Annotated in this window: 26 protein-coding genes and 1 tRNA gene; 14 read left to right on the top strand and 13 right to left on the bottom strand. The window is 63.4% G+C overall.

Going from position 1 to position 23,950, the window contains the following annotated elements:
* Nucleotides 1-11: 11 nt before the first annotated feature.
* Entirely contained in the window at nt 12-1,010 is a 999-nt protein-coding gene (locus tag GGR90_RS11100) for a 2-hydroxyacid dehydrogenase (protein ID WP_167921482.1), read from the bottom strand.
* Between the two features lie 126 nt (nt 1,011-1,136).
* Between GGR90_RS11100 and GGR90_RS11095 the strand changes: the two genes are divergently transcribed.
* On the top strand, nt 1,137-1,601 hold the full coding sequence (locus GGR90_RS11095; RefSeq protein ID WP_167921481.1) for an SH3 domain-containing protein: 465 nt from the start codon (nt 1,137-1,139) through the stop codon (nt 1,599-1,601).
* Between the two features lie 100 nt (nt 1,602-1,701).
* A complete protein-coding gene (locus GGR90_RS11090; protein ID WP_167921480.1) occupies nt 1,702-2,091 on the top strand; it encodes an energy transducer TonB in 390 nt (129 codons plus the stop codon).
* A 106-nt stretch (nt 2,092-2,197) separates the two neighbouring features.
* Here the strand turns inward: GGR90_RS11090 and GGR90_RS11085 are convergent, their stop codons facing one another.
* The 4 genes from GGR90_RS11085 to GGR90_RS11070 all read right to left on the bottom strand — a co-directional run bounded on the left by GGR90_RS11085 (nt 2,198) and on the right by GGR90_RS11070 (nt 6,503).
* The gene (locus GGR90_RS11085; RefSeq protein ID WP_209023684.1) at nt 2,198-2,665 is read right to left on the bottom strand and encodes a hypothetical protein; all 468 of its coding nucleotides are present in this window, start codon (nt 2,663-2,665) and stop codon (nt 2,198-2,200) included.
* Nucleotides 2,666-2,859: 194 nt separating this feature from the next.
* The gene (locus GGR90_RS11080; protein ID WP_167921479.1) at nt 2,860-4,047 is read right to left on the bottom strand and encodes an acetyl-CoA C-acyltransferase; all 1,188 of its coding nucleotides are present in this window, start codon (nt 4,045-4,047) and stop codon (nt 2,860-2,862) included.
* A 186-nt stretch (nt 4,048-4,233) separates the two neighbouring features.
* Nucleotides 4,234-5,325 (bottom strand): GmrSD restriction endonuclease domain-containing protein, encoded by a 1,092-nt coding sequence (locus tag GGR90_RS11075; RefSeq protein WP_167921478.1) that lies wholly within the window; start codon nt 5,323-5,325, stop codon nt 4,234-4,236.
* Nucleotides 5,322-6,503, bottom strand: a complete 1,182-nt coding sequence (locus tag GGR90_RS11070; protein ID WP_209023683.1) for an adenine-specific methyltransferase EcoRI family protein — start codon at nt 6,501-6,503, stop codon at nt 5,322-5,324. Before GGR90_RS11070 ends, GGR90_RS11075 begins: the two co-directional genes overlap by 4 nt.
* 346 nt (nt 6,504-6,849) lie before the next feature.
* On the opposite strand from GGR90_RS11070, the gene GGR90_RS11065 reads away from it, so the two are divergent.
* Nucleotides 6,850-8,292 (top strand): coniferyl aldehyde dehydrogenase, encoded by a 1,443-nt coding sequence (locus GGR90_RS11065; protein WP_167921476.1) that lies wholly within the window; start codon nt 6,850-6,852, stop codon nt 8,290-8,292.
* A 99-nt stretch (nt 8,293-8,391) separates the two neighbouring features.
* On the opposite strand, the gene GGR90_RS11060 is transcribed toward GGR90_RS11065, so the two are convergent.
* Nucleotides 8,392-9,501, bottom strand: coding sequence for an AI-2E family transporter (locus tag GGR90_RS11060; RefSeq protein WP_167921475.1), 1,110 nt, complete (start codon nt 9,499-9,501; stop codon nt 8,392-8,394).
* A 103-nt stretch (nt 9,502-9,604) separates the two neighbouring features.
* On the opposite strand from GGR90_RS11060, the gene GGR90_RS11055 reads away from it, so the two are divergent.
* Nucleotides 9,605-9,689, top strand: a tRNA-Leu gene (locus tag GGR90_RS11055).
* A 22-nt stretch (nt 9,690-9,711) separates the two neighbouring features.
* Here the strand turns inward: GGR90_RS11055 and GGR90_RS11050 are convergent.
* Nucleotides 9,712-10,359 (bottom strand): DUF4198 domain-containing protein, encoded by a 648-nt coding sequence (locus GGR90_RS11050; protein WP_167921474.1) that lies wholly within the window; start codon nt 10,357-10,359, stop codon nt 9,712-9,714.
* A gap of 175 nt (nt 10,360-10,534) precedes the next feature.
* Here GGR90_RS11050 and GGR90_RS11045 point away from each other — a divergent pair, with 175 nt between their 5' ends.
* The 7 genes from GGR90_RS11045 (at nt 10,535) to GGR90_RS11015 (ending at nt 16,183) form a co-directional block, all read left to right on the top strand.
* On the top strand, nt 10,535-12,628 hold the full coding sequence (locus GGR90_RS11045) for a TonB-dependent siderophore receptor (RefSeq protein WP_245198580.1): 2,094 nt from the start codon (nt 10,535-10,537) through the stop codon (nt 12,626-12,628).
* A 50-nt stretch (nt 12,629-12,678) separates the two neighbouring features.
* Nucleotides 12,679-12,987 (top strand): DUF3649 domain-containing protein, encoded by a 309-nt coding sequence (locus GGR90_RS11040; RefSeq protein WP_167921473.1) that lies wholly within the window; start codon nt 12,679-12,681, stop codon nt 12,985-12,987.
* On the top strand, nt 12,984-14,546 hold the full coding sequence (locus GGR90_RS11035; protein ID WP_167921472.1) for a PepSY domain-containing protein: 1,563 nt from the start codon (nt 12,984-12,986) through the stop codon (nt 14,544-14,546). The genes GGR90_RS11040 and GGR90_RS11035 overlap by 4 nt, the downstream gene beginning before the upstream one ends.
* The gene (locus GGR90_RS11030) at nt 14,543-14,830 is read left to right on the top strand and encodes a DUF3325 domain-containing protein (protein WP_167921471.1); all 288 of its coding nucleotides are present in this window, start codon (nt 14,543-14,545) and stop codon (nt 14,828-14,830) included. Before GGR90_RS11035 ends, GGR90_RS11030 begins: the two co-directional genes overlap by 4 nt.
* Before the next feature lie 98 nt (nt 14,831-14,928).
* Nucleotides 14,929-15,789 carry a helix-turn-helix domain-containing protein gene (locus GGR90_RS11025; RefSeq protein WP_167921470.1) on the top strand — a complete coding sequence of 287 codons (861 nt, stop codon included), beginning with the start codon at nt 14,929-14,931 and terminating at the stop codon, nt 15,787-15,789.
* Between the two features lie 23 nt (nt 15,790-15,812).
* Nucleotides 15,813-15,995 (top strand): hypothetical protein, encoded by a 183-nt coding sequence (locus tag GGR90_RS11020; protein WP_167921469.1) that lies wholly within the window; start codon nt 15,813-15,815, stop codon nt 15,993-15,995.
* The gene (locus GGR90_RS11015) at nt 15,923-16,183 is read left to right on the top strand and encodes a MarR family transcriptional regulator (RefSeq protein WP_167921555.1); all 261 of its coding nucleotides are present in this window, start codon (nt 15,923-15,925) and stop codon (nt 16,181-16,183) included. The genes GGR90_RS11020 and GGR90_RS11015 overlap by 73 nt, the downstream gene beginning before the upstream one ends.
* A 248-nt stretch (nt 16,184-16,431) precedes the next feature.
* Here the strand turns inward: GGR90_RS11015 and GGR90_RS11010 are convergent, their stop codons facing one another.
* Nucleotides 16,432-16,692 (bottom strand): hypothetical protein, encoded by a 261-nt coding sequence (locus GGR90_RS11010; protein ID WP_167921468.1) that lies wholly within the window; start codon nt 16,690-16,692, stop codon nt 16,432-16,434.
* Nucleotides 16,693-16,936: 244 nt separating this feature from the next.
* Between GGR90_RS11010 and sciP the strand changes: the two genes are divergently transcribed.
* Together sciP and GGR90_RS11000 are read left to right on the top strand one after the other, a co-directional pair.
* Nucleotides 16,937-17,239 (top strand): CtrA inhibitor SciP, encoded by a 303-nt coding sequence (gene sciP / locus GGR90_RS11005; protein ID WP_167921467.1) that lies wholly within the window; start codon nt 16,937-16,939, stop codon nt 17,237-17,239.
* Between the two features lie 254 nt (nt 17,240-17,493).
* Nucleotides 17,494-19,059, top strand: a complete 1,566-nt coding sequence (locus tag GGR90_RS11000; protein WP_167921466.1) for an EAL domain-containing protein — start codon at nt 17,494-17,496, stop codon at nt 19,057-19,059.
* 293 nt (nt 19,060-19,352) lie between these two features.
* Here GGR90_RS11000 and GGR90_RS10995 read toward each other — a convergent pair whose 3' ends face one another.
* From GGR90_RS10995 to GGR90_RS10985, 3 genes are all read right to left on the bottom strand, one after another.
* Nucleotides 19,353-19,535 carry a hypothetical protein gene (locus GGR90_RS10995; protein ID WP_167921465.1) on the bottom strand — a complete coding sequence of 61 codons (183 nt, stop codon included), beginning with the start codon at nt 19,533-19,535 and terminating at the stop codon, nt 19,353-19,355.
* Between the two features lie 429 nt (nt 19,536-19,964).
* Entirely contained in the window at nt 19,965-20,450 is a 486-nt protein-coding gene (locus GGR90_RS10990; RefSeq protein ID WP_209023682.1) for a lysozyme inhibitor LprI family protein, read from the bottom strand.
* Nucleotides 20,443-20,841 (bottom strand): hypothetical protein, encoded by a 399-nt coding sequence (locus GGR90_RS10985; protein ID WP_167921463.1) that lies wholly within the window; start codon nt 20,839-20,841, stop codon nt 20,443-20,445. Before GGR90_RS10985 ends, GGR90_RS10990 begins: the two co-directional genes overlap by 8 nt.
* Before the next feature lie 253 nt (nt 20,842-21,094).
* Here GGR90_RS10985 and GGR90_RS10980 point away from each other — a divergent pair, with 253 nt between their 5' ends.
* Nucleotides 21,095-22,102 (top strand): AraC family transcriptional regulator, encoded by a 1,008-nt coding sequence (locus GGR90_RS10980; protein ID WP_167921462.1) that lies wholly within the window; start codon nt 21,095-21,097, stop codon nt 22,100-22,102.
* Here the strand turns inward: GGR90_RS10980 and GGR90_RS10975 are convergent.
* Both GGR90_RS10975 and GGR90_RS10970 read right to left on the bottom strand, forming a co-directional pair.
* Nucleotides 22,099-22,986 carry a hypothetical protein gene (locus GGR90_RS10975; RefSeq protein ID WP_167921461.1) on the bottom strand — a complete coding sequence of 296 codons (888 nt, stop codon included), beginning with the start codon at nt 22,984-22,986 and terminating at the stop codon, nt 22,099-22,101. The two genes, GGR90_RS10980 and GGR90_RS10975, sit on opposite strands and share 4 nt — an antisense overlap.
* Nucleotides 22,983-23,948: a TPM domain-containing protein gene (locus GGR90_RS10970; RefSeq protein ID WP_167921460.1), complete on the bottom strand. Its 966-nt coding sequence runs from the start codon at nt 23,946-23,948 to the stop codon at nt 22,983-22,985. Before GGR90_RS10970 ends, GGR90_RS10975 begins: the two co-directional genes overlap by 4 nt.
* Nucleotides 23,949-23,950: the final 2 nt, after the last annotated feature.

Raw genomic sequence — 23,950 nt, 5'->3', positions numbered from 1 at the left:
GGCGACGGGACTCAGGCCCACCCCTCCAGCACCTGATCGGGCGGGCGATGTCCGTCGCACCAGGCGCGGATGTTGGCGATGACTTTTTCGCCCGACGCCTCGCGGCCCTCGATCGTCGCCGAGCCGAGGTGCGGCAGCAGCACGACATTGTCGAGCGCGAGCAGAGCGGGGTCGACCGCGGGTTCGTGCGTATAGACGTCGAGCCCGGCGCCCGCGATGCGGCCCGTTTGCAGCGCCGCGATCAGCGCCTTTTCGTCGACGATCTCGCCGCGTGCGGTGTTGATCAAATAAGCGGTCGGCTTCATCGCGCCGATGCGCGCGGCGCTCACCATTTCGTGCGTTTCGCTGGTGTGCGGGCAGTGGATCGTGACGACGTCGCTGATGCGGAGCAGCGTGTCGACGCTCGCGTGATAGCTCGCGCCGAGTTCTTCCTCGATCGCTTCGGGCAGGCGCTTGCGGTTGTGATAATGGATCGACAGGCCGAACGCGCGGGCGCGCCGCGCGACCGACAGCCCGATGCGCCCCATGCCGATGATGCCGAGCAATTTGCCGCCGACGCGGTGGCCGAGCATCGTGCTCGGCGCCCAGCCTTCCCATTTGCCCGATCGCATCAGCTTCTCGCCCTCGGCGAGGCGGCGCGGGACGCTGAGGATCAGCGCCATCGTCATGTCGGCGGTGTCTTCGGTAAAGACGCCGGGCGTGTTCGACACCATGATACCCTTGGCGCGCGCGGCGGCGAGGTCGATATGGTCGACCCCGGCCCCGAAATTGGCGATCAGCTTGAGCCGCTCGCTGGCCGCGGCGATCACCTCCGCATCGATCTCGTCGGTCACCGTCGGCACGAACACGTCGCAATCGGCGACCGCCGCCTTCAATTCCTCGCGGGTAAAGGCGCGATCGCGCGCCGACAGCCGGGCATCGAACAATTCGGCCATGCGTGCCTCGACATGCGGCATCAACTGGCGGGTGACGATGACGCGCGGGCGCTTGGGACGGGTGGAATCGGGCATGGCCGCCGATAGAGCGCGGCGCGGCGCGGCGGTCAAGAGCGGGAGAAATGAAAAGGCTGGGGATGAACGCAGCCTTTTGCGCGGTGAGCGGTTGAAATGCGGGGATGAGTTTGACAAGGCAAAGCGATGACCAGCCGCTTGATATTTACCGCCGCCCTGCTGATGGCCAGTGTGGGACCGGCCGCCGCACAATCGCAATCCGATGTCGAAGTGCCTTATTGGGCGTCGATCAGCGTCGATCAGGCGCGGATGCGCAAGGGGCCGTCGCCGCACGTCCCCGTGATGTGGGAGTATCGGCGCACTGATTTGCCCGTCAAGGTCATCGCGCGCCACGAAAACTGGCGCAAGATCGAGGACCCCGACGGGACGCAAGGCTGGATGGCGGCGCGTCTCTTGAGCCGCACCCGCACCGCGATCGTCACCGACGAAATCCGTCCGATGCGCGAGGATGCGAGCGTCTCGGCCGCCATAGCCTATCGCGCGCAGCCCGGCGTCGTCGGCCGGATCAGCGATTGCAAGAACGGCTGGTGCCTGTTCGACGTCCAGGGGCGCAAGGGCTGGATCCAGACCGATCATATCTGGGGCGATTGACCGGCTGGGGACCGGCGATAGGATTCTACCGATAGAGGACGTTTACGGACCGGCTTAACCCTGGGCCCCTGCACCAACGCAGGCGTGAGGACATCAAAATATGAAGAGCCAACATCTCAAAACTTTGGCCTGCCTGTCCCTATTCGGCACTTGGCCCGCAATGGCCCAAAACACGTCCCCCTTTGGCGAGGCGATCAAGGATTATGGCGGAGCAACCTTGTTGACCCCTCGCTGGCTGTCCGTGGCCGATTATCCGCGCAAAGCCCTCGAAGGCGAAATTTCAGGCCGTGTTGTCGTCGCGTTCGATATCAACGCGAAAGGGAGAGTCGAGAATTGCGAGGTCAAATCATCAAGCGGTCACAAGGCTCTAGATGTTGTTCCCTGCAGGTCGCTCGAGCGTAAAGCGCGCTTTGCCTCGCCGACCGACGATGCAGGCACTCCACAGACGACTGGTGGGGTGGTTAGCGTGGATTTCTGGATACCCGAATAAAGCAGCGCGAAAACTTAAGCTGCATCCGCTCTCCACCCCAAAGCTGCCATCCAACGCCATCCAAAAAAGGCCGGACGATCGCTCGCCCGGCCCTTGTCGCTAGCGGTCAGCGCCACCGGAAATGGTTGCGATAGACCCGGATGACCTTGCCGTTCCGCGCGTTGACGAGCAGCAGGTCGTTATAGTGGCGGACATAGGTCAGGTTGCGACCCGCCCGCGGCACGCCCCAGCGGCTGTCCCACGCGGGACGATACGCCGGCGCATAATAGTTGGAACGAAGCGTCGAGCCGACGCGGAACTGATGGTAGCGAAAGGGTGCGCGATAATCGCGATAGCGCCGGTCCTGGCGCCAGTCGCGGCGGTCTTCGCGCAGCTCGCGCTTCGCATCGCGATATTCGCGGCGCTCCTCGCGCACGTCGCCGCGATCGCCATAACGCTGTGCATCGCGAACCTCGCGGCGCTCTTCGCGAACGTCGCGGCGGTCGGCGCGGATCTCGCGGGTCTGCGCCTGCGCCACGGCCGGAACCATCATCGCGGCGATCAGACCGGCGGTGAGAAATTTCATCTTCTTCATTGTGCCATTCCTTTTCAATCCGTCAGGGGGAGGGGGGCTGCCCGATGACAGGAGAAGGATTAGGCGGGTCGGTTTGAACCGAACCGGAATGCGGCGTTTATTTTCAGGTCATCAGTGTCGCAATTTGTCGCGAGGGTGACGACGAAACGGCGCCGTCGTGCGACGGCGCCGTGCAACCTTCGCCGATTATGATTTTAGACCAGTTCGACGGCCACCGCGGTCGCTTCGCCGCCGCCGATGCACAGGCTCGCGATGCCACGCGTCTTGCCGTGGCGCTGGAGCGCGGCGATCAGCGTCGTGATGATGCGCGTGCCGCTGGCGCCGATCGGGTGGCCGAGCGCGGTCGCGCCGCCGTGGACGTTGATCTTGTCGTGCGGAATGCCAAGGTCGTGCATCGCGAACATCGCGACACAGGCAAAGGCTTCATTGACCTCGAACAGGTCGACGTCGCCGATCGACCAGCCGGTCTTGGCCAGCAGCTTGTTGATCGCGCCGACCGGGGCGACGGTGAAATCCTTCGGCTCCTGCGCGTGCGCGGCGTGCGCGACCAGCCTTGCGACCGGCTTCGCGCCCTTGGCGTCGGCGATCGACTGGCGCGTCAGCACCACCGCGGCGGCGCCGTCCGAGATCGACGAACTGGTCGCCGCGGTGATCGTGCCGTCCTTGGCGAAGGCGGGCCTCAGCGTCGGGATCTTGTCGGGCATCGCCTTGCCCGGCGCTTCGTCGGTATCGACGACGACGTCGCCCTTGCGCCCCGCGATCGTCACCGGCGCGATTTCGGCGGCGAAGGCGCCGTCGGCGATCGCACCCTTGGCGCGGCTCAGCGACGTCAGCGTATAATCATCCTGCGCCTGACGCGAGAGCTGATAGGCGTCGGCGGTATCCTGCGCGAACGTCCCCATCGCGCGGCCCGCCTCATAGGCGTCTTCCAGCCCGTCGAGGAACATATGGTCATAAGCGGTGTCGTGGCCGATGCGCGCCCCGCCGCGATGCTTCTTGAGCAGATAGGGCGCGTTGGTCATCGATTCCATGCCGCCCGCGACGATCAGGTCGACGCTGCCCGCGGCCAGCGCCTCGGCGCCCATGATCACCGTCTGCATCCCCGAACCGCACACCTTGTTCACGGTCGTCGCCTGCACCGATTTGGGCAGGCCCGCCTTGATCGCGGCCTGACGCGCCGGTGCCTGGCCAAGCCCGGCGGGCAGCACGCAGCCCATATAGATGCGCTCGACATCGTCGCCCGAAACCCCCGCGCGCTCGACCGCCGCCTTCACCGCGGTCGCGCCAAGGTCGGTCGCGCTCGCGTCCGACAGGCTGCCCTGCATGCTGCCCATCGGCGTGCGCGCATAGGAGAGGAAAACGACGGGATCGGTGGCGGTCATGGCGGGAGACTCCGATGGGATGGATGAATGTTGCATCGACCCTAGCGAAAATGCTGCACCTGCGAAAGGGGCACATTCCACGCCCTCCTCTTCAGGGGAGGGCAGCGAGACTTACGAACTTGGTCGTTAGTCGCAGCGGGTGGGGGTCATCGGCCTCGCGCAAGCGGGGCAGGCCCCGTCCGCCGCTCACTTCCCGCTCTTTGTCCGGTTGTCCATCTTGCAAAGCATCTGGCAATTGGCCGCGACGGTTTTTCCGCCCTTGCTCCACGGGGTGATGTGATCGGCCTCCATCCCGTCCAGCGGGAAAGGGTCATTGCAGGCCGGGCAGACACCCCGTTGCCGTTCATAGGCTTCGCGCTTCATATTGTCGGTGAAGGCGCGGATCGACAAGGCGCGCTCGCTGCCGCTCAGGACATAATCATAGATGCCCGACTTTTTCGTCACATCCTCGTCGCGCATCAGGCGCGTAACGTCCGCCTCCAGCTTCGCCGTATCGAGCTTTTCTTTTCCAAAGCTGTTGTAGAGCGGTCCCCATGCCACACCCTTCATTTCCTTGCGGTAATTCGGAAAGGTCAACTCGACCCAATTGATGACATTCTGAAAATAGGTCCACAGTTCGTTGGCATTCTGGTCATGCTGGTGCCCGGCCATATAATGCTCGATCCGGCCACCGGACAGCCAGTCGAGCGCGGTTTCCAGATAGTCCTGCCGGATCGGCGCGCCGTTCACCAGCTTGCTACCGATCGCCGCCGCCGGCGCGCCGGTTTTGGAAAACCATCGCTTCGCATCGGCGAGCCATGGGCCGGTATAGATGGCGTTGCGCAATTCCTGGTCGGTCAGCTTTTCGCCCGCGATGTTGATGATCCGGAACCAGTCGAGCTTTTCGTCCTCGCTGCCTTCGCAGACATAGACCGACAGCTTATAATCGAGGATTTGCCGCTTCCTGTCGGCTGTCAGATTGCCGAAGCCCTTGGGCGATCCGTCGATCTCGACCGAATAATCGCCGGCGACATATTGGCAGATGCTGAGCGTGCGTTGCTGACCATCCATCAATTCATATCCGCCGCCCGCCACCGCCCAATACATGGTGTTGAGCGGGAAGGATTTGCGGACGGTGTGGATCACCTCATGCTTCTGCTTGTCCTTGTAGATCATCTCGCGCTGGTAAGCGGGGCGGATGTCCAGCCGCCCGCCAAAACCGCGCACCCCAGCCTCGCCCTCGTCCTTGTAGCCCTCGACCAGTTCGGAAACCTTGATATTTTTCAGGGTGATTTTCATGCGCCGGTCTTTCGCCTGATGAACAGTCTTTTAAATGTTTCCTTCCCGTGTAGCATTGATCCTCTGCCGTAGACTCCGCTTGGATCTTGACCCACGTCGCGATTTGAACCAACTAACTCGAAATGCTCAGGATTATATTTGTCCAGAAAGGTAATCGGTACGCCCATCACGCCATCGTAATCGATGGGAATATCCGCCACCCTTGCTACATCGATGGCATCGTAATTGTCATACGCAGGATATTCGGCAGATGAATATTTTTTGAAAAGCGGGATGCTGTCGTGCCGTTTTGGGTTGTCCATGTTTGTGAACCAAACGACACTTCCCATACTGAAATATTTGACCCCATCTTTTATTTTTTTACGTGACTCAGTTTGAATGTCGTAGTCATTGGGTACGCGAAACCACTTTGTCCCGCCATTATCGATACCGAGCCACATTTTATTATTTTTTATAAACGTGAAAACCCCCTTATAGGTAATCGCATTCTGGTTGCCGATAATCAGGAACTGTTTCCCGTAATCGACCAGCTGCGCGACATATTCGCGGAACAGCGAGAAGGGCGGGTTGGTGACGACGATGTCGGCTTCTTCCAATAGCGCCACGCACTCGCGGCTGCGGAAATCGCCGCCGCTATAGTCGGCGTCGCCCTCCAGCGGCCGCGAGCTGTTGGCGTCGTGGCGCAGCAGATATTCGACATCGGCCAGGTCGGTCGCGCCGTCGCCATCATGGTCGGGCACCGCGTTGATCTCGATCGCATAGGGCAATTTGCCCTCGGGCTTCAGCCCCTCCATATCGAACAGCGGCAATTGCGCCCCGGCGATGCTGGATTTCACATGGCAGGTGGCGATGAGCTTCTTCAGGCCCAGCGTGTTGAAGTTGAGCGCGAAATAGCGGAAGAAATTACTCTCGAACGGGTCGTCGCAATTGCAGAAAATCGTCTTGCCGCGAAGCTGATCCCGATAATGCCGCAGCTCATTTTCTATATCGACAAGCTGCGTATAAAATTCGTCATTCTTGTCTTTTTTAGCCTTTGACAGCGTCCGGTTGCCGGCCGACGAAACTGTCGGCCTGTCGGCCTGTCGGCCTGTCGGCCTGTCGGCCTGTCGGCCTGTCGGCCTGTCGGCCTGTCGGCCTGTCGGCCTGTCGGCCTGTCGGCTATCGCTGTGCTGCGTCAAGATTCTTCCCCCCAAGTTCTCCTTATGTCCCGGCATTGTTCATGGCGCAAGCGGCCATTGCCATTCTGGACATAGTTTGCTCGGCACCGAATATGCACCCCATCCGCAATGCCGAAAAAAAGCCGCTTTCCTACATTATCGCGGCGGGTTAGGGCCGATCCACGATGGATGGCCCGGTCCCCTCCACCGTTTCCGCACCACACTCGTCGGTGACGAGGACCTTTTCTGGCGACGGGTATTATTATACCCGAGGGGAATGACAAGTTTGACAAGTTCGGCGTGCGAGTTTCATCTTGCAACCCGATCGCCGACATGATCTGACGGGCACAAACGGAGGGGAACAGCTATGGCGACGGCAATCGAGGGCGAGACGCGGCGGATGAGCCAGGTGCTCGCGGCGCAGAAGGCGAGTTTTACTGCCGCGATGCCCGAAAGCCTCGCGGTGCGCACCGACCGCCTCGACCGCGCGATCGCGCTGCTCGTCGATCATGCGGAGGATTTCGCCAAGGCGGTGAGCGAGGATTTCGGCCACCGCAGCCGCGAGCAGACGCTGATGACCGACATCATGCCGTCGGTCAGTGCGCTCAAGCACGCGAAAAAGCATATGGCGAGCTGGGCGAAGGGCGAGAAGCGGAGGCCCACTTTCCCGCTCGGCCTGCTCGGCGCGAAGGCCGAAGTGCAGTTCCAGCCGAAGGGCGTCGTCGGCGTGGTCGCCCCGTGGAATTTCCCCGTCGGCATGGTCTTCGTGCCGATGGCGGGCATCCTCGCGGCGGGGAACCGCGCGATGATCAAGCCCAGCGAATTCACCGAACATGTCTCGGCCCTGATGGCGCGGCTCGTCCCCGACTATTTCGACGAAAGCGAAATGGCGGTGTTTACCGGTGACGCCGAGGTCGGCATCGCCTTTTCGAAGCTCGCCTTCGACCATATGATCTTCACCGGCGCGACGAGTGTGGGCCGCCACATCATGCGCGCCGCCGCCGATAATCTGGTTCCCGTGACGCTCGAACTCGGCGGCAAGTCGCCGACCTTCATCGGGCGCAGCGCGAACAAGGATCTCGTCGGCCAGCGCGTCGCGCTCGGCAAGATGATGAACGCGGGACAGATATGCCTCGCGCCCGATTATCTGCTCGTCGCGGAGGATCAGGAAGGCGCGGTGATCGACAGCGTCACCAGGGGCGCGGCGGCGCTCTATCCGACGCTGCTCGCCAACGACGACTATACCTCGGTCGTCAACGGCCGGAACTATGACCGGCTGCAATCCTACCTCGCCGACGCGCGCGAAAAGGGCGCCGAGGTGATCGAGGTCAATCCGGGCAACGAGGATTTCGCGAGCGCGAACGGCCACAAGATGCCGCTCCACATCGTCCGCAACCCGACCGACGACATGAAGGTGATGCAGGAGGAAATCTTCGGACCCGTGCTGCCGGTCAAGACCTACAAGACGATCGACGAGGCGATCGACTATGTGAACGAACATGACCGCCCGCTCGGCCTCTATTATTTCGGGCAGGACAAGAGCGAGGAGGACCGCGTGCTGACGCGGACGATCTCGGGCGGGGTCACGGTCAACGACGTATTGTTCCACAATGCGATGGAGGATCTACCCTTCGGCGGGGTGGGCCCGTCGGGCATGGGCAATTATCACGGGGTCGACGGCTTCAAGACCTTCAGCCACGCGCGCGCGGTCTATCGCCAGCCCAAGCTTGACGTCGCGGGCCTCGCGGGCTTCAAGCCGCCCTATGGCAAGGCGACGGCGAAGACGCTGGCGAAGGAATTGAAGAAATAGGGGCTAGAGTTCCGTTCGTGTCGAGCGAAGTCGAGACACCCATCGTCGGCGCATGCCTTATGGGCATCTCGACTTCGCTCGATGCGAACGGAATTAGCGTTAGTCCGCCCCCGCGATCTTGATCGGCTTGCCGAGCAACGTTTTCACATAGACGCGCTGGACCAGCACATAGACCACCACCGTCAGCGGCGCGGCGAGCAGCACGCCGAGGAAGCCGAACAAAATGCCCGCCGCAACGACCGCGAACAGCAATACCGCGGGCGGCACGTCGACCGCCTGCTTCTGGATCATCGGCTGCAGGAAATTGCCCTGCAGCTGCTGGATCGCGAGGAACAATATGAGCGTCCATAGCGCGGTCGCGGGCGAGACGGTGAAGGCGAGCAGCACGGCGGGGACGCCGGCGATGATGGGGCCGATCATCGGGATGACGTCGAGCAGCCCCGCGATCAGGCCGAGCCCGCCCGCGGCGGGCACGCCGAGCAGCGCGAGCCCCGCCCAGGTCAGCGCCGCGACGACGAGCGACGACACCGCCTGCCCGACCATCCAGCCCTTCAGCCCGCGCGCGGCATCGCCCAGCGCCAGCGCCGCCGTCTCTTCGGCACGTACCGGAAGCATGAGCAACAGCCCGCGCCGATAGGTCGCGGGATCGCTAGCGAGGAAGATCGCGGCGACGAGCACCAGCACGAAATCGGCGATGCCGCTGCCCGCCGCGAGCGCATAGCCGCCCGCTTGCGAGGCAAGCCGCGAGAGATCGTCGCTGCCGACCTCGGCCAGCTCGCGCACGCGTTGCCCCAGCCCATAGCGATCGAGAAATGCCTCAACCCCGCGCAGAGCTTGCGGAATCTGCTCGCGAATCGTGTCGACCTCGCGCGCCAGCTGCGATCCGAACAGCATGAAGGCCCCCGCAAAGATCGCGACGATCCCCGCGACCGACAGCGCCAGCGCGATGCCCCGGCCGACCCGTGTCTTGCGGCAAAGCCAGCTCGCGATGGCGTCGAAGATCGCGCCGAGCACGATCGCCGCAAAGACGAGCATGAAGAAACGCGTCAGCTCGACCACGAGCAGCGCGACGCCGACCAGCGCCAGGACGATCAGCATCGCCGCCGCGATCCGGCCGGGACCGAACGCGGGCGGCGGAGCGGCGGCGGGCTTCGCTTTGCTCTGCGATCGGGTGGGCGAGGCGGCGGGCGCCGGCGTCTTTTCGGTCATCGCGCCACCTTATCGGCGGCGGCGTTTCGCGCAACCTCATGCTTCGCCATGATTCGCGCTGGACGCGGACCGTGCTTTTGTGGCAACGGCTCCGCGTCCACGGGCCCCTGTGGTGAAATTGGTAGACGCGCTCGACTCAAAATCGAGTTCCGCAAGGAGTGCTGGTTCGAGTCCGGCCAGGGGCACCAACGCATCGCCCGTCGCGGGCTGTTATGGCGCGACGAAGGTCAGCGTCGAGATGTGATAGGTCTTCGCGACCTCTTTGCCGCCGAGCGTGCGGGCGCCCTCGACATCGTGCGAGATCGATAGCAGATAGCGGCCGGTGCCCGTCACCGGGACGTCGATGCGGCCCTGGTCGTCGGCGGCGAAGCTCTTTTGCCAACGGTCGGCATTGATCACCGTCACCTTCGCGCCGGGGAGCGGCTTGCCGAGCCAGTTGACGACGAAGCTGTTCGCTCCGGCGGCGGTCGGAACGATCTCGAGGTCGAGCGCCGAGCGGGTTTCGGTGCGGCCGGCGCGGGCATAATAGACGACGCCCTCCCATTTGCCGCCCTCGGCTTCCCATGGCGTGAAGACATTGTCGTCGGTCAGGCGGACGTCGCCGGTGCCGGTCACCGCCGCCTCGATATGGTTCGCGCGGCGGACCAGCGCGACCGGCTTCACGGCGCCGGCTGCGATCAGGCGCGGGGCGGTCAGCTTGGCAAATTCGGGGTCGCCGGCTGCGGGGACCGGATCGACGGGTTCGCCCAGATAGATGCGCGCCGGACCGGTCGCGTCGCGCTCGACCCAGACCTCGTGGGCCGTTGCAGGCGAGGCAAGGATGCTGAAGGCCATCAGCGCGGCAAAAGTGATTTTCATAAAGACGTCCCTCTTTTTTCCGAATGTGTCCGGCCGGCAATGTCGGCGGTGCGCGAGAAAGCTGTGTGACCCCGAGCGCCTCCTATTGCAAACGATTATTAGTAGCTTGCTATTGCGACCCGTTCGCTTTAGCGGCCTCGCTCAATTGAGACTGAGTCGCAAAAAGGGAAACGCCATGACCGTCCGAATGATCGCGCTCTGCGGGGCAGCCACGCTGGCTATTGCCGCCAATCCGGCCTGGGCCGGCGAGGGCGGGGACGTTGCCGCGTCCGCCGATGCCGCCGCTGCCGAAGCCGATGCCGACGAGGATGCGATCGTCGTCACCGGCTATACCGGAACCAAGACCGACACCGCGCTGACCGAATTGCCGCAGCCGGTCAAGGTCGTCACCGCCGACCAATATGAGGCGCAGGGGGCGATCAGCATCAGCGACACGGTGAAATATGCCGCCGGTGTCCTCGCCAATCCCTATGGCCGCGACACCCGCGTCGACGGCTTCAACATCCGCGGCCTCGACGCGCTCCAGTTCCGCGACGGCATGCGCGACATCTTCTCCTATTATGCCAGCATCACGTCCGACCCGTATAATTTCTCGCGCGTCGAAATCGTGCGCGGCCCCGCCTCGGTGCTGTTCGGCCAGGGCTCGATCGGCGGCATCGTCAACCTCGTCAGCAAGACGCCCGACTTCGACACGCGCGGCGAAATCAACTTCGTCTATGGCAGCTACGACCGCAAGGAAGTGCTGGGCGACGTCAACCTCGCGCTTGCCGACAATCTCGCGGTTCGGTTCGTCGGCCGTGCGCGTGACGCCGATACCTATGTCGACCATGTGCCCGATGACCGCGTGATGTTCGCGCCGTCGATCCGCTGGCAGCCGACCCCCGACACCGACATCGTGTTGACCGGCCTCTATCAGGAGGACGATACCGGCTCGACCTCGCAATTCCTGCCGATCATCGGCACTTTCCGGCCCAATACGGTCGCCGGAGAGCAACTCGACCGCTACACTTTCGTCGGTAAGGCCGGCTGGGACCGCTATGCGGGCCGTTCGTTGCAAGGCGGCGGATCGATCACCCACCGCTTCTCGGACAATGTGCAGCTCAGCCTGAAGGCCCGCTATATCGACAGCGACCTTGAATATAACACCCATTATGCCGACAGCTATACGAATCCGCAGGATCCTTTCTCGGTCTACGGGACCGACGGCCGCACCATCGCCCTGACTGCCGACGCCAGCGACGCGCGGATGAACGTCTTCTCGACCGACAATAATCTCCAGTTCAATTTCGGCACCGGCGCCAACATCGAGCACAAGCTGCTCGTCGGCATCGACTATAGCTGGAACAAGATTGCCAAGCGTTATGCCGGCGGGGCCGAACTCGTCGACCTCTACGACATCGATTATGACGCGCTGGCGACCTATGATCCCACCGGCCCCTTCACCACGGAAAGCCAGAAGCAGCTGGGCATTTACGTCCAGGATCAGATCCGCTTCTTCGACCGCGTCTCGGTCGTGCTCGGCGCCCGCCGCGACCGGGTGACCGGCTCGTCGGGCCAGAAGGACAATGCCACCACCTTCCGCGCCGGCATCATCGGCGAGATCGGCGCGGGCATTTCCCCCTTTTTCAGCTATACCGAAAGCTTCCTGCCGGTAGCCGGCCGGATCGACAATGGCGACGGCACCTTCGGCGATCCCTATGTTCCGCAGACCGGTACGCAGTATGAAGCGGGCATCAAGTGGCAGCCGACGCCCGGCACGCTGGTCACCGCGACGGCTTTCAAGATCAAGGAGCGCAATCGCGTCCTCTATCTTGCCGCCGGGGGCACGACCCAGTCGGGCGAACTCAACACCAAGGGCTTCGAAATCGAGGCCAGCCATACCCTCCCGGGCGATTTCGAATTGCTGGCCAATTATGGCTATGCGAAGCTCAAGTCGGAAAGCAATACGAGCCTCGACTATATGCCGCGCCACACGGCGTCGCTCTGGTCGACCAAGATCTTTGGCCTGTCGGGCGAAGCGCAGCTGCGCCTCGGCGCCGGCGTCGTCTATAACGGCAAGAGCGTATCGACCAGCCCGGTCTGGTCGATCGTCACGCCCTCGCGCACGACGGTCGACGCGCTCGCCGAGATCAGCTGGAATAACTGGCGCTTCGCGGTCAACGCCACGAACCTGCTCGACAACGAATATTACGCCTCCTGCCTCGCGCGCGGCGACTGCTTCGTCGGCGCCCCGCGCAATGTGATGGGAACGATCGGCTATCGCTTCTGACATGGAGCGAGGCTATTGCGAGTCAGTCGCAATGTTGCGATAGGGGTGCGATGAGCAGGGCGGTCCAAAATTTGCGCGCCGCGAGGGGGCGCGACATCGCGGCGCGCGCGCTCGCCGCGGTGCCGCTCAACTATGCCGTCACCAGCGCGCTGACCATGCTGATCGCGCGGCTGCTGCCGGGCGACGCCGCGCAGGCCTCGATCGCCGCGACGACGCTCTCCTTCGCGATCTTCGCGGGGATCGCGATGACCGCCTTTGCGGTCCGCTCGGCCCTGCGGCTGTGGATCGGGCTGGTCGCCGCCGGGCTGGTTGCCGGCACCGCCGACTGGCTGCTGATCGCGGTGGGAGGAAGGCTGTGAAGGGCGGCTTCCGGCAATCGATGGCGTGGCTGCACACCTGGACGGGGCTGCTGCTCGGCTGGCTGCTGTTCGCCATCTTCGTGACGGGGACTTCGGCCTATTTTCAGGAAGAAATCACCCTCTGGATGACGCCCGAGGTGCGGAGCGTCCCGGCCGATCCGGCGAGCGGCTTCGTCGCGGCGACCGAGTGGCTGAAGCGCGAGGCGTCCGATGGCAGCGAATGGTCGATCTATTCGACGGGCAAGCGCGCCGCCGGCCTGCAACTCTATTGGGTGAACGGCCCTGACGCGCCCGCCGACGCGCCGACCAGCGCGCGCCTCGACGGCACCGGGACCAGGGTTTTCGCGCGCGAGACGCTGGGCGGCTGGTTCCTCTACCGCTTTCACTACGATCTTCATTACATCAACTGGTATTGGGCGCGCTGGCTGGTCGGCATCGCGGCGATGGCGATGCTCGTCGCGATCCTCAGCGGCATCGTCACGCACAAGAAGATCCTCGCGGATTTCTTCCTGCTGCGGTTCGGCAAGGGCCAGCGAAGCTGGCTCGATGCGCATAATGCGTCGAGCGTGCTGTTCTTGCCCTTCATCCTGATGATCACCTACACCGGCCTCGTCAGCCTTGCGACCCACTATATGCCGTGGGGTATCGCCGCCAATTACGCCGATGAAGGCAAATTTTTCGACGCGACCTCTCCTTGGCCCGTGCCGGGGGAAAAGACGGGGGCGGCACCGCTTGCCCCCATCGGACCGATGGTCGAGCGCGCCGAGCAAGCATGGGGAAGCGCCGCGGGAAGCGTGCGCATCCTCAACCCGGGTGATCGTTCGGCGCAGGTCATCGTGTCGAGTGCGCCCGATGCCGGGATGTCGATCAGCCTGCGCTCGCTGACCTTCGACGGGGTGACGGGGAGGCCGGTCGGCGCGCTGGATCCATCGGGTGCGGCGACGGTGACCGAAGACACGATGATCGGGATTCACGCCGGCCGTTTCGCCTCGCCCTGGCTGCGAGCCCTCTATTTCCTGTCGGGCGTGGCGGGCTGCGTCATGGTCGCCTCGGGCCTGATCCTGTGGACGGTGAAGCGCCGCGCCAGGCTGTCCGATCCCGAGCGGCCACATTTCGGATTCCGGCTCGTCGAGAAGCTGAACATCGCGGCGATTGCGGGCCTGCCGTTCGGCATGGCGGTTTATTTCCTCGCCAACCGTCTGTTGCCGCTCGGCATCGCCGGTCGCAGCGACCGCGAGATCGATACCATGTTCATCGCCTGGGGCGCGGTGGCGATATGGGCGCTGGCACGACCCGCGCGGCGCGCTTGGCTCGAAACCTTGTCGGCAACCGCGCTCGCTTTCGCGGCGGTGCCCGTCGTCAACGCCTTGACCACCGATCGGTCGCTCTTCACCAGTCTGGCGGCCGGCGACGCGGTTTTCGCCGCGTTCGATGGCGCGATGCTGCTTATTGCCGTCGGCTTTGGCTGGGCGGCGCTGAAGGTCGCGCGCAGGCAGGAGGGCAGGGTCTCGTCGCGCCGAGCTTCCGCGGGCGCGATACCGGGTGTCGAAGCGGCATGATCCACCTTTTGCTCTTCCTCTTCGCCTTCGCCGGATTCGCGATGCTTTGCGCCGCACGCGACCGGCATCAGCGCGATCTTCTGGGCCGCAAGCTTCGCGCCGGAACGGCCGTGCGCATGCGCCGGGGCGGCCTGTTCCTGTTGCTTCTGGCCTATCCGGTGGCTGGTCTCGCGCTCGGGTGGGGCTATGGCGCGGTCGAGTGGCTCGGCCAGCTCAGCGGCGGCGCGCTGCTCACCGTACTGCTTCTCACACATCTGTCGGCGCGCGGAGCCACCGGCCGCTGATCCCGCTGCCGGGGGTGTCGTCCACCGAACTGGACGCGTTTCTCCCGGAACTCTAAGGGGACCTCACCCCACGCTGATCGGGAGAGGCCGGCAGTTCGATGACACATAAGCGCGCGATCATCATATCGGCGGAATTGGCGAGCTTCATCGGGCGCGGCGTCCTCGATCCGACGTGGCTGCCGCCCGAGCCGATCGTCATCGGCTTCGGCGACATGGGCGAACCCGCGGTCAGCATATTGGCGGGCGAAAATATCGGCGAGGAAGCGGGCGGCCATATCCTGCTGTTCGCGATCAGCCGCAACGCGTGCCTGCGCATGTTCGGGCTGCTGCCGAGCGTGAAGGGAAGCTGGTATCTCTCCGCCGACCTGCGCGAGCTTGGCCGTGCGCTCGTGGCGGTCGAGGGGGAAAGCGAGGTTGCGGGCATGCTCCGCACCGCGCGCAGCCTCGAACTGCTGTGCCGGCTGTTCGGCGCGCTCGAAGAGCATCGGATGGTCGAGTTCCATGGCAAGACGACGCTGAGCGAGATCGACGCCAAACGCGTCGCCACTGCGCACCAGCTGGTCAGCGAAGGCTGGCGGGAGCCATTGACCGTGGCCGAGATCGCGCGGCGGTCGGGGCTCGGCAAAGCGAAGCTGACGCAGGGGTTTCGCGAAATGTATAAATGCACCGTCGCGGAGGCGGTGAGCGAGCGGCGGCTGTCGCATGCCCGCATGTTGTTGACGCTCAGCGATCTGCCGATTTCGAGCATCGGCTATCGCTGCGGCTATCAAAGCAACGCCAGCTTCACCCGCGCCTTCGCGCGCCGGTTCGGCATGACGCCGACCGATATGCGGCGCCGCGAAGGGGCGCCTGCGGAATCGCAAGACCGGTTGACCGCGACCGGGTCGGGCTCCATGCGCCGCGATTGCAAGGAGGTGGCGACCGACCTTATGACCGGCGCGCCGCGGCCAAGGGGATGACGACGATCGATAGCCGATTTCTGATGATGAACCTGCTGAGCGCCCTCTATTGGTTCGATGAGGCGCTTCAGGCTGCGCTCAAGGAAGCCGGCATTCCGAACGTCAGCCGCGCCCAGTCGATGCTGATCGCCATATCTCGGCGGGGGAACATCGCGCGACGCGCATCGCCCGCAACCTTGGCGTTACGCGCCAGGCGATCAGCCTGATGCTGAGCGAGCTCGAGACGCGCGGCATCGTCGAACTGGTTCCCGATCCCGACGACGGGCGCGCGCGGATCGTTCGTTTCGCCGAGGAAGCGAACGACACGCGCCGCGCCGCCGCGAAAGCGCTGCATTATCTGGAGCTCAAGCTCGTACGACCGTTTCGGCTACCACGGCCTCTTCGCGGCCTATAACGCCGGACCGACGCGCTACGCCGCCTTCATTTCCGATGGCCAGACGCTGCCTGCCGAAACCCGCGCTTATGTCCGGCTGCTATCGGGAGCAGGGACTGTTTCGGGCAAAAGGGCGCCGGTTGCGCTCGTGGCGGTACGATCGAAGGTTTTCGCAGTTTCTGAGAACCGGGCGATTTTCTTTGTTCGGCGTTGAGCCGATCAGATCACGCTGCTTGAGTAGCGCGACGATCCAACCGGTTATGGCCGGTTCAGCCGGCGCCCTTGATTGGTACGACTTCTCCTGTCTCGTCCTGCGTCGGAGTGCTGCTCGCGAGGATGGCATCATGCTCGGCAAAGACCCGCTCGATCTCTTCTCTTTTCTCGAAGATCAGCTTGGCGACGCCTGAAGTCATTCCGCCTTCCTCGCCCACGCGTCCCAATACATCGGCCAGATCGGCGAGCGTTGCCCTCTCGGGGGTCGGGTGAAGTGATCCCTTGCCATCGCGGTAGGCCGTGCACTCGGTTGCCATCAACGCCTCCAACTATCCACCATGTCGGAACCAATACGCACGGCGGAGCCGAAGGTGCCATTTTCAGGGCAGGATGATTCAGCAGGCGCGTGCGAGCCAATTCAAGATTTGGCCTGCGCCGCTCTCGGCTCGTCTCAATTAAGGCTCTCGGCCAAAACTTCATTAACCCGATTAAGCCAGCATCATCCCGTTGCAAGATCGGGGGGCACAACTGCGGCATAATGCCGCGAGACGGAGAGTCGATGTGCTCGAGAACCAGAAGATACGTTCGGCATCAATCATCGGTCCGCTGGGCGAAGAATTGACGATCGATAATCTGCCGCCGCCTGAGACGACGCGGTGGGTCAGCCGACGCAAGGCGCAAGTGGTTGCTGCGGTCGAAGGCGGGCTGCTCACGCCCGAAGAGACTTGCGCCCGTTATCGCATGAGCCTCGAAGAACTGGCAAACTGGCAGCGTCTGTTCGATCGGGTCGGGGTTCCGGGTTTGCGCACCACGCGCATCCAGCACTATCGCGAGCGCTTTCCCGACAGGCTGCTCTCGTCATAACGCCTGTTTTCGGGGCATCGGTGGCGAATGACTGCTGTTTGGCAGGAGCGGACATCCCGAGGCTGCCGCCCGCAATGATAAAACCGGCGACAGCTACTTCGGCTTCACTTACACCGTCTGAGCCCGACTGTGGTCCGCCAATTTGTCAAATCCCCGTTAGGAAGCAGCGGAAAGTGGGCCTAGATTCGTCCTGCTGCTTCCGAAGTCGGACACGCGGCGGAAAACAGAATGAAGGGCCAATAAGGCCGCGGGGGGTGGGGAACATCGAACAGCAACGAGAAATCGAGCGAGCTTTCGCCAATGGTGAGTTCCGCCCGCACTTTCAGCCGCTTGTCAATCTTCGAACGGGTGATCTGCAAGGGTTTGAGCTTCTCGCCAGATGGAAACACCCCGATCGAGGATGGATTCCACCAGGGGAATTTGTTTCTTTGGCCGAAAAAGACGGATGGATTGACCGATTAACCAGTGAATTATTCCATCGAGCTTTCTCTGCAATGGCGAGCCAGCCAAGCTTCGGAACCCTCTCCGTCAATATCTCACCAGTCCAGTTGCGCGGGCCCAGCTTGCCCATAAATATCCAGGCCATCGCCGAGGCTGCCGGATTCTCTTTAGATCGTTTGACGATCGAAATTACCGAAAGCGCTTTGACAGAGAATGGTGATCAAGCGCGTACAATTTTGGGGGCCTTGAAGGCCCGGGGCTGCAAGCTGGCGCTCGATGATTTTGGAACGGGGTACTCGAGTTTAACGCATCTCCAATCCCTTCCGTTCGATGAAATCAAGGTTGATCAGAGTTTTGTGCGATCCATGGAGGAGCGTCGTGACAGTCGGAAAATTGTCGCCGCGGTCGTGGGCTTGGGTCAAAGCTTGGGACTTGTAACAGTAGCTGAAGGGGTCGAGACACTTGAGCAGGTCCAGATGTTACAGTGGCTCGGTTGCGAGTTGGCGCAAGGCTGGCTCTACGGAAAGGCGATGCCCGCCAAAGACCTTGCGGATGCTGTGTCAGGTTTTCGACCGATAGATCCCTCCGCCATGTCGATTGATGCTGTAGGGCGCGTTTCTCGCGGTAGCTTGGATCTCCTTCCCTCGGTGAGGCTCGCGCAACTGCAGGCCGTGTATGACGGCGCGCCGGTTGGACTGGGGTTTCTGGATCGAAACCTTCGGTACAGGATGCTAAACCGTAAGCTCGCGGAAATGAACGGGCGGCCTATGGAGGAACATATCGGTAGAACTGTTTCGGAAATGATCCCCGAACTCTTTCCGATAGTCGAAGAGTATATCCGTCGGGCGCTCGACGGCGAGGCTATTCCAAGCGTCGAAGTCACGAAACCTGCGTCTGGCGTCAATGGCGGCCGGACGATTCACTTGTCCTACGAGCCAGCCCGTGACGAAGCAGGAGAAGTGGTCGGGGTGTCCGTGGCGATTGCGGATATGTCCCCCATTAAGGACGCCGAAGAAGCGCGCCGGGCGGCCGAAGAAAACTTTCGGCATATGGTCGAGTTGTTGCCCCAAATTCCATGGATCATCGATCCGGAAGGACGGGCTTTGGATGTCAGCCAACGATGGTTGGAAATGACTGGAATGAAGGGGGATCAATGGCAAGGTTTTGGCTGGCTGGACGCATTGCACCCCGATGACATCCAGCCGACGCTGGACGCAATGAACAAATCATTCGAAAGCGGAAGCCCGATCGACACGGAATATCGCGTCCGCCGTTCTGAAACCGACGCTTGGAGGCGACTGCGTTCCAGAGGGGCGGCGCGCGTTGGTACGGACGGCGAAATTATCTGCTGGTATGGCTGCCTGGAGGACGTCGGATGAAATGCGGCCCTTAATCTCCCGCTATCGCCCGGGAGACCGCGTGGCCAGACGCGCCGCGCCGGTTCATCGCGGCGAGGCAGAAGTGCTCGGGTGCCTGTCTATCCGGCTCTGCCAGAAATTCGTCGCCGCAGCGATTGTATGTTGCTCACACCGCTCTGCCAAGATCGGCCGACACGGTATAGGCTGGTCGCCGCGCGCGGTGCCCGCGATGCGGTGTTCGGCGTACGTCGCCATGTCGAACTGCGCGATCTCGGTATCGGCGGAGTAGACCGCGCCGCTCGTAACCGCGAACGTCATCGCGACGAACCCCCAAGCCACCGCCGCGGACACAATGTCCAGCGGCCGGATAGCCAAGAGCGATGCGCCTTGAGAAACCTGTCGAGCGCCGCGATCAGGAACAGCAGCCCGAAGATCTCTGCGACGATCCCCGGACCGATCAACGCGCGCAGGGCCATGCCGGCGCCTTCCTCGGTCATCGCGCTTCTCCATCTCAGGAGCCCGGCAACAACGGGGCGATGGGCGCTTTGCAGTGACAAGCCGCCTGCTTCCCGATCGGAGCTTCGAGCGGGCAGAAGCAGAGGTGTTCGGCCTCATGTCCACATCCGGCGGCGTGGAACCCTGCGTAATTATGTTCGAAGCCGGGAGAGAAGGGCGCGTGATGGCTCTCGGTCCACTGGGCGAGCCGCGCCGGGTCGGCCCGAATTTCCGCGGGTGGGTCGGGGACGGGGTTCGCGCGCCGCATCACTTCGCTCCAGCGCCCGCCGCTCATCTTCGTCGCCGTCACGCGCTCGATCGGTCATGTGAAGGCTTGGCCAAAGTGTCGCGCGCGGCTAGCTCCCGGTTTGCGCAGCCCGCGATCGCTGCACAGAGCAGGGCCGCGAGGCCTAGGCGAGTCCGGCGCTTCATCACAGGGCCGCCAATATCTCGGCGCGCTTCGCCCGATATTCCGCTTCGTCGATCATGCCGCTGTCGCGTAGCGATCGTAAGTGCCTTAGGTCGAGATAGACCGTCATCAGGCAGTCATACGCCTGATCGTGGACCGATGACGCGGGATCGTTCAGTTCAATGAAGCTGCGGTCGGCGGCGCAGCGGCGGTCGCGTTCGCTAACCCAGTCGCGCTGCTCCGCCACCAGCGCCGCGCGTGCCGGGCCGCTCAGCGCGCTGAGCGTAGCGCGATAGCTTCGCGAGAGGGCCAGGTCCTGCCAGCGCAAGGCGGCATTGGCGCACAGGAAGCGATCGACCGCGCGCGTCGCTTTGCCGCAATCGAAACTTGCCGGAACCGTGACTGGCGCCGCCGTTTGCGCGTTCGATGGGGCAACCACCGTCCCGTTCAAGGGGATGGTGGCGGAGAGAAGCAGGCCGCCAAAGCCGATTTTACGCCAGCTAGTCATGAACGACAATCCGCGGATCATCGCACAGATTTCGGACGCCGATCGGCAAAGGGTCGCTGCAGCAGTCCGCTTCCTTCTTTTCCTCAAACAGGATCGAGATTTCATAAGTGCAGACCCCCGCTCCACGGGGGATGGTAAAGGCCCGCCATTGCCGCGGCGCGAGGCCGTCATAACCGAAGATATCGGAATCGAGTTCGATGCCGTCGGGCTCGCGCAGCGCAATCTGCTCGATGCGGCGGTCGGTCTTGTTGACCGCCATCACACTCAGGTCGGCCGCTTCGACACTATCCCGATGCAGCCCGCGGCCCAGCGCCCAATCCGGCGTAGCTACTGCAGTCAGGACAAACGCTACAAAAAAGGAATAGATCTTCCGGATTGTTGACGGTCGCATTTCCGTTTCCTGCTCAATCGAATCAACGGCCTGCCCATGTCGCAAGAGACATGGGCAGGCCCGGGCGGGGAGGCCGGCAGAGGTGGAGAGAAGCCTTTCAGGCCGGGTTGCCTCTGGAGCCGTCCACGGATGTGCCGATGGATCGCTATTGCCGCCTCCGCTCCCGCGATCGAAAGCAGATGCCACGCCGGCTCGCGCCCGTCTCGGACCAGACGGAACGCGGGATGGACCAGGCGGCATCCGCCGGATAAGGATGGACCATGGACGCTGGCGGCTGGCGGCCGGTGAATTGGGGGTGGGCTTGAACTCGACGGGCTTGTCGCAGCAATTGTCCACTGCCTCGGTTCCGGTTCGCGAGCGCCTGCCGATGTGGCGTGAGGTGTTCGGGCAGGCGATGGTCCGGCTCGACATAGAGCCGACCAGGGACGTGCCCTTTCACGCCGAAGGAACATTATGCGCGTTACCGGGCGCCGCCTATGCCTCGGTTTCTGCGTCGCCGGTGCGGGTCACGCGCACCGGCAGTCTGATTGCCGCCGACCCCGTGGAGATGCTCTATTTGATCATTGCCGATGCGCCGCTGGACATCAGGCAAGGCGGGCGCGAGCATATTCTGGCGCCGGGCGATTCTATTTTCGTGCGCGGCGGCGAGGCCAGCATCATAAGCTGCCAGAAACAGAGCCGCTTCACCAATATTGCGATCGCGCTCGACGATCTGCGCTCCTTCTATTCGGGGGCAGATGATTTGGCGATGCGGGTCGTGCCCCGGCAGAGCGACCTGCTGGGCCTGCTCCATGCCTATATCGACATGCTCCGCCTGCGCACCGAGGTGAGCGCGGGCGCAGGCGGACCTCTCGTCGCCGGGCATATCCGCGACCTGATCGGTGCCATCGCCGCGGCCGACGGCTCGCCGCTGCCTGAGCAACCCGGCGTGAAAGCGGCACGGGTCCAAGCGATCAAGGCCGAGATCGCCCGCTACCTGTGCGATCCACAACTGGACGTTGAAGGGGTGGCAAGGCGCTGCGGGATCAGTTCGCGCTATGTCCGCCGCCTGTTTCAGGATGAGGGAAGCAGCTTCTCCAAATATGTCCTCAGTCAGCGGCTCGACCGGGCGCACAGCCTGTTGCTGCACCCGGGGCAGGTGCTCCGGACGATCGCAGCGATTGCCTTTGGCTGCGGTTTTGGAGATTTATCTTATTTCAACCGCACCTTCCGCCGCCGCTTCGGGATGACACCCTCGGATTTGCGCGGTGGCGGGGTCTAGCGACAGCCTCGTTGCCAGTCGGCGAATACCCCCTGCCAGGCCCACCCCGACTGGTGGACGACCTTGGTCAGCACATGCGCCAGATTGGCCGGAGCGGCCGCAATGTCCTTGTCCCCGGCGATCTCGACGCGATCGTCCGTAATGCGCAGAGCTATCCGCCGCCGGACAGCTTCGCTCGGCGGCGACGCCGTCAGACTGGCGTCATAGATTAGGTCGGCGTCGGGGTGCTTACCGTCGTGGTTGCGGGGGCCGCTTCGCATCCGCGCTTCGCTGGCATTCATCGGCTTGTCGCCGCGGATCAGCGACACCTCGCGCGCCAATACGCAATGGCGCCTGGAAACGAAGGTCAGCCGCACCCCGATCGTTCGCTTTCCGTCCCGAAAGCCGCGGGCGATCAGAATCCGGTCGGGTTCGCCCGCCGGTCGCTCGACCCGCAGGTGCAGCCCGGCGTTCGCCAATGATCCGATGCGCTGCTTCAGCCTGTGCTCGGACAGCGGCATGGCGCCCGGCGCGGATGGCACCCATGCCGTCCAGGCCGCGAGCCACAGCATGAAGACAATCAATACCATGACATAACCACCGCCGAAGGCGGCCATGAACCGCCATTGCACGAACCAGTTTTCGGGGCCGCTTTGCAAAACATATACTGCGGGAATGAGCGGCCCGAACATGGTGAGCGCCCAGATCATGATGCCGATTTGCGAACGGTCGTCCCCGCCCGCCATCACGCCCCACAGCAATAGGCCGAGCGGCAGCAGGGCAAATGCGATGCCGGTCGGCGTGATCCAGCCGTCGCGCAACCACAGCGCGCCGAGCGCCCCGGCGCTTGCGAGCTGCAGCACCAGAACGGCGCCGATCGCAGGTTGGCTCAGTAGCCGGTTCATTTCCCCTCTTCGCTCGTCACCTTGCCGATGATCATCGATGCGCCCGCCTCGATTCCCGTGGGGATGTCGTCGCGACGAAACAGCGGCAGGATCGCCATGTCCATGATCTCTTGCGCTGCGGCGTCGGGCAGGCGGGCCTCGAGCCCGCGCCCCACGGTGATCCGCGCCTGCCGCTCGTTCGGCGCGACCAGGAGCAGGATGCTGTCGTCGCCCATGCCTCTGCGATCGGCGAGCTGGGCCGCGAAGCGCGCGATGTCGATCCCGCCGAGAGACGGCGTCGTGACCACGGCAAGCCGATGTCCGGTCGTCCGCTCGAAGGCAGTGAGACGGACATCGAGCCGCGCCTTCTGGTCCGCTGACAGAATATTGGCTTCGTCCGAGATACGGCCTTGCACCAGCCGGAAGGCTATGCCGGCATCGGGTTGCCGCACCGCATCGGCCCAGCTTTCCGCGCCCAGATCGATACGGACGATGCGCGGCGGCTTGCCGGGGCCGTCGACCGGCAGATACCAGATGCGCGCGGGCATCCCGTTCGCCAGGCGGAGCGTGGGTTTTTCCTCGGTGCTGCCGCGGTTGGCGAAGCCCGCTTCCAGCGCGTCCCAATGTATGTCGAAATCGACACTGCCGACCGCGAAATGTTCGTAACGACTATAAAGAGTGACACCGGTGCTTTGGCGCTTTTTGCGCCCACGCGCCATGCGCCAGTCATGGATCGGGCCTTCGACCCGCTGCGCCTCGCCGTTCGCCACCGCCTGCGTAACCCGGCAATAGTCCCACCACGGGACCGCGCCCGCAGCGAGAATCGTGAAGATGCCGATCGCGATGAACGGATAGCTGCTCCAGCCCGATTGCCCGAAACGCCATTTCATCACCGCGCCGACCAGGATCAATCCCAGCCCCAACAGCGGAAACCACAAGCCGACACTATCGCTCGCGATGTCATAGACCGTCGTGTACGTCATCG

The sequence above is a fragment of the Sphingopyxis italica genome (genome assembly GCF_011926545.1).
GTDB lineage: Bacteria > Pseudomonadota > Alphaproteobacteria > Sphingomonadales > Sphingomonadaceae > Sphingopyxis > Sphingopyxis italica.
Note: the sequence above shows the minus strand (reverse complement) of the source record. Positions and strands in the feature narration are given on the sequence as shown.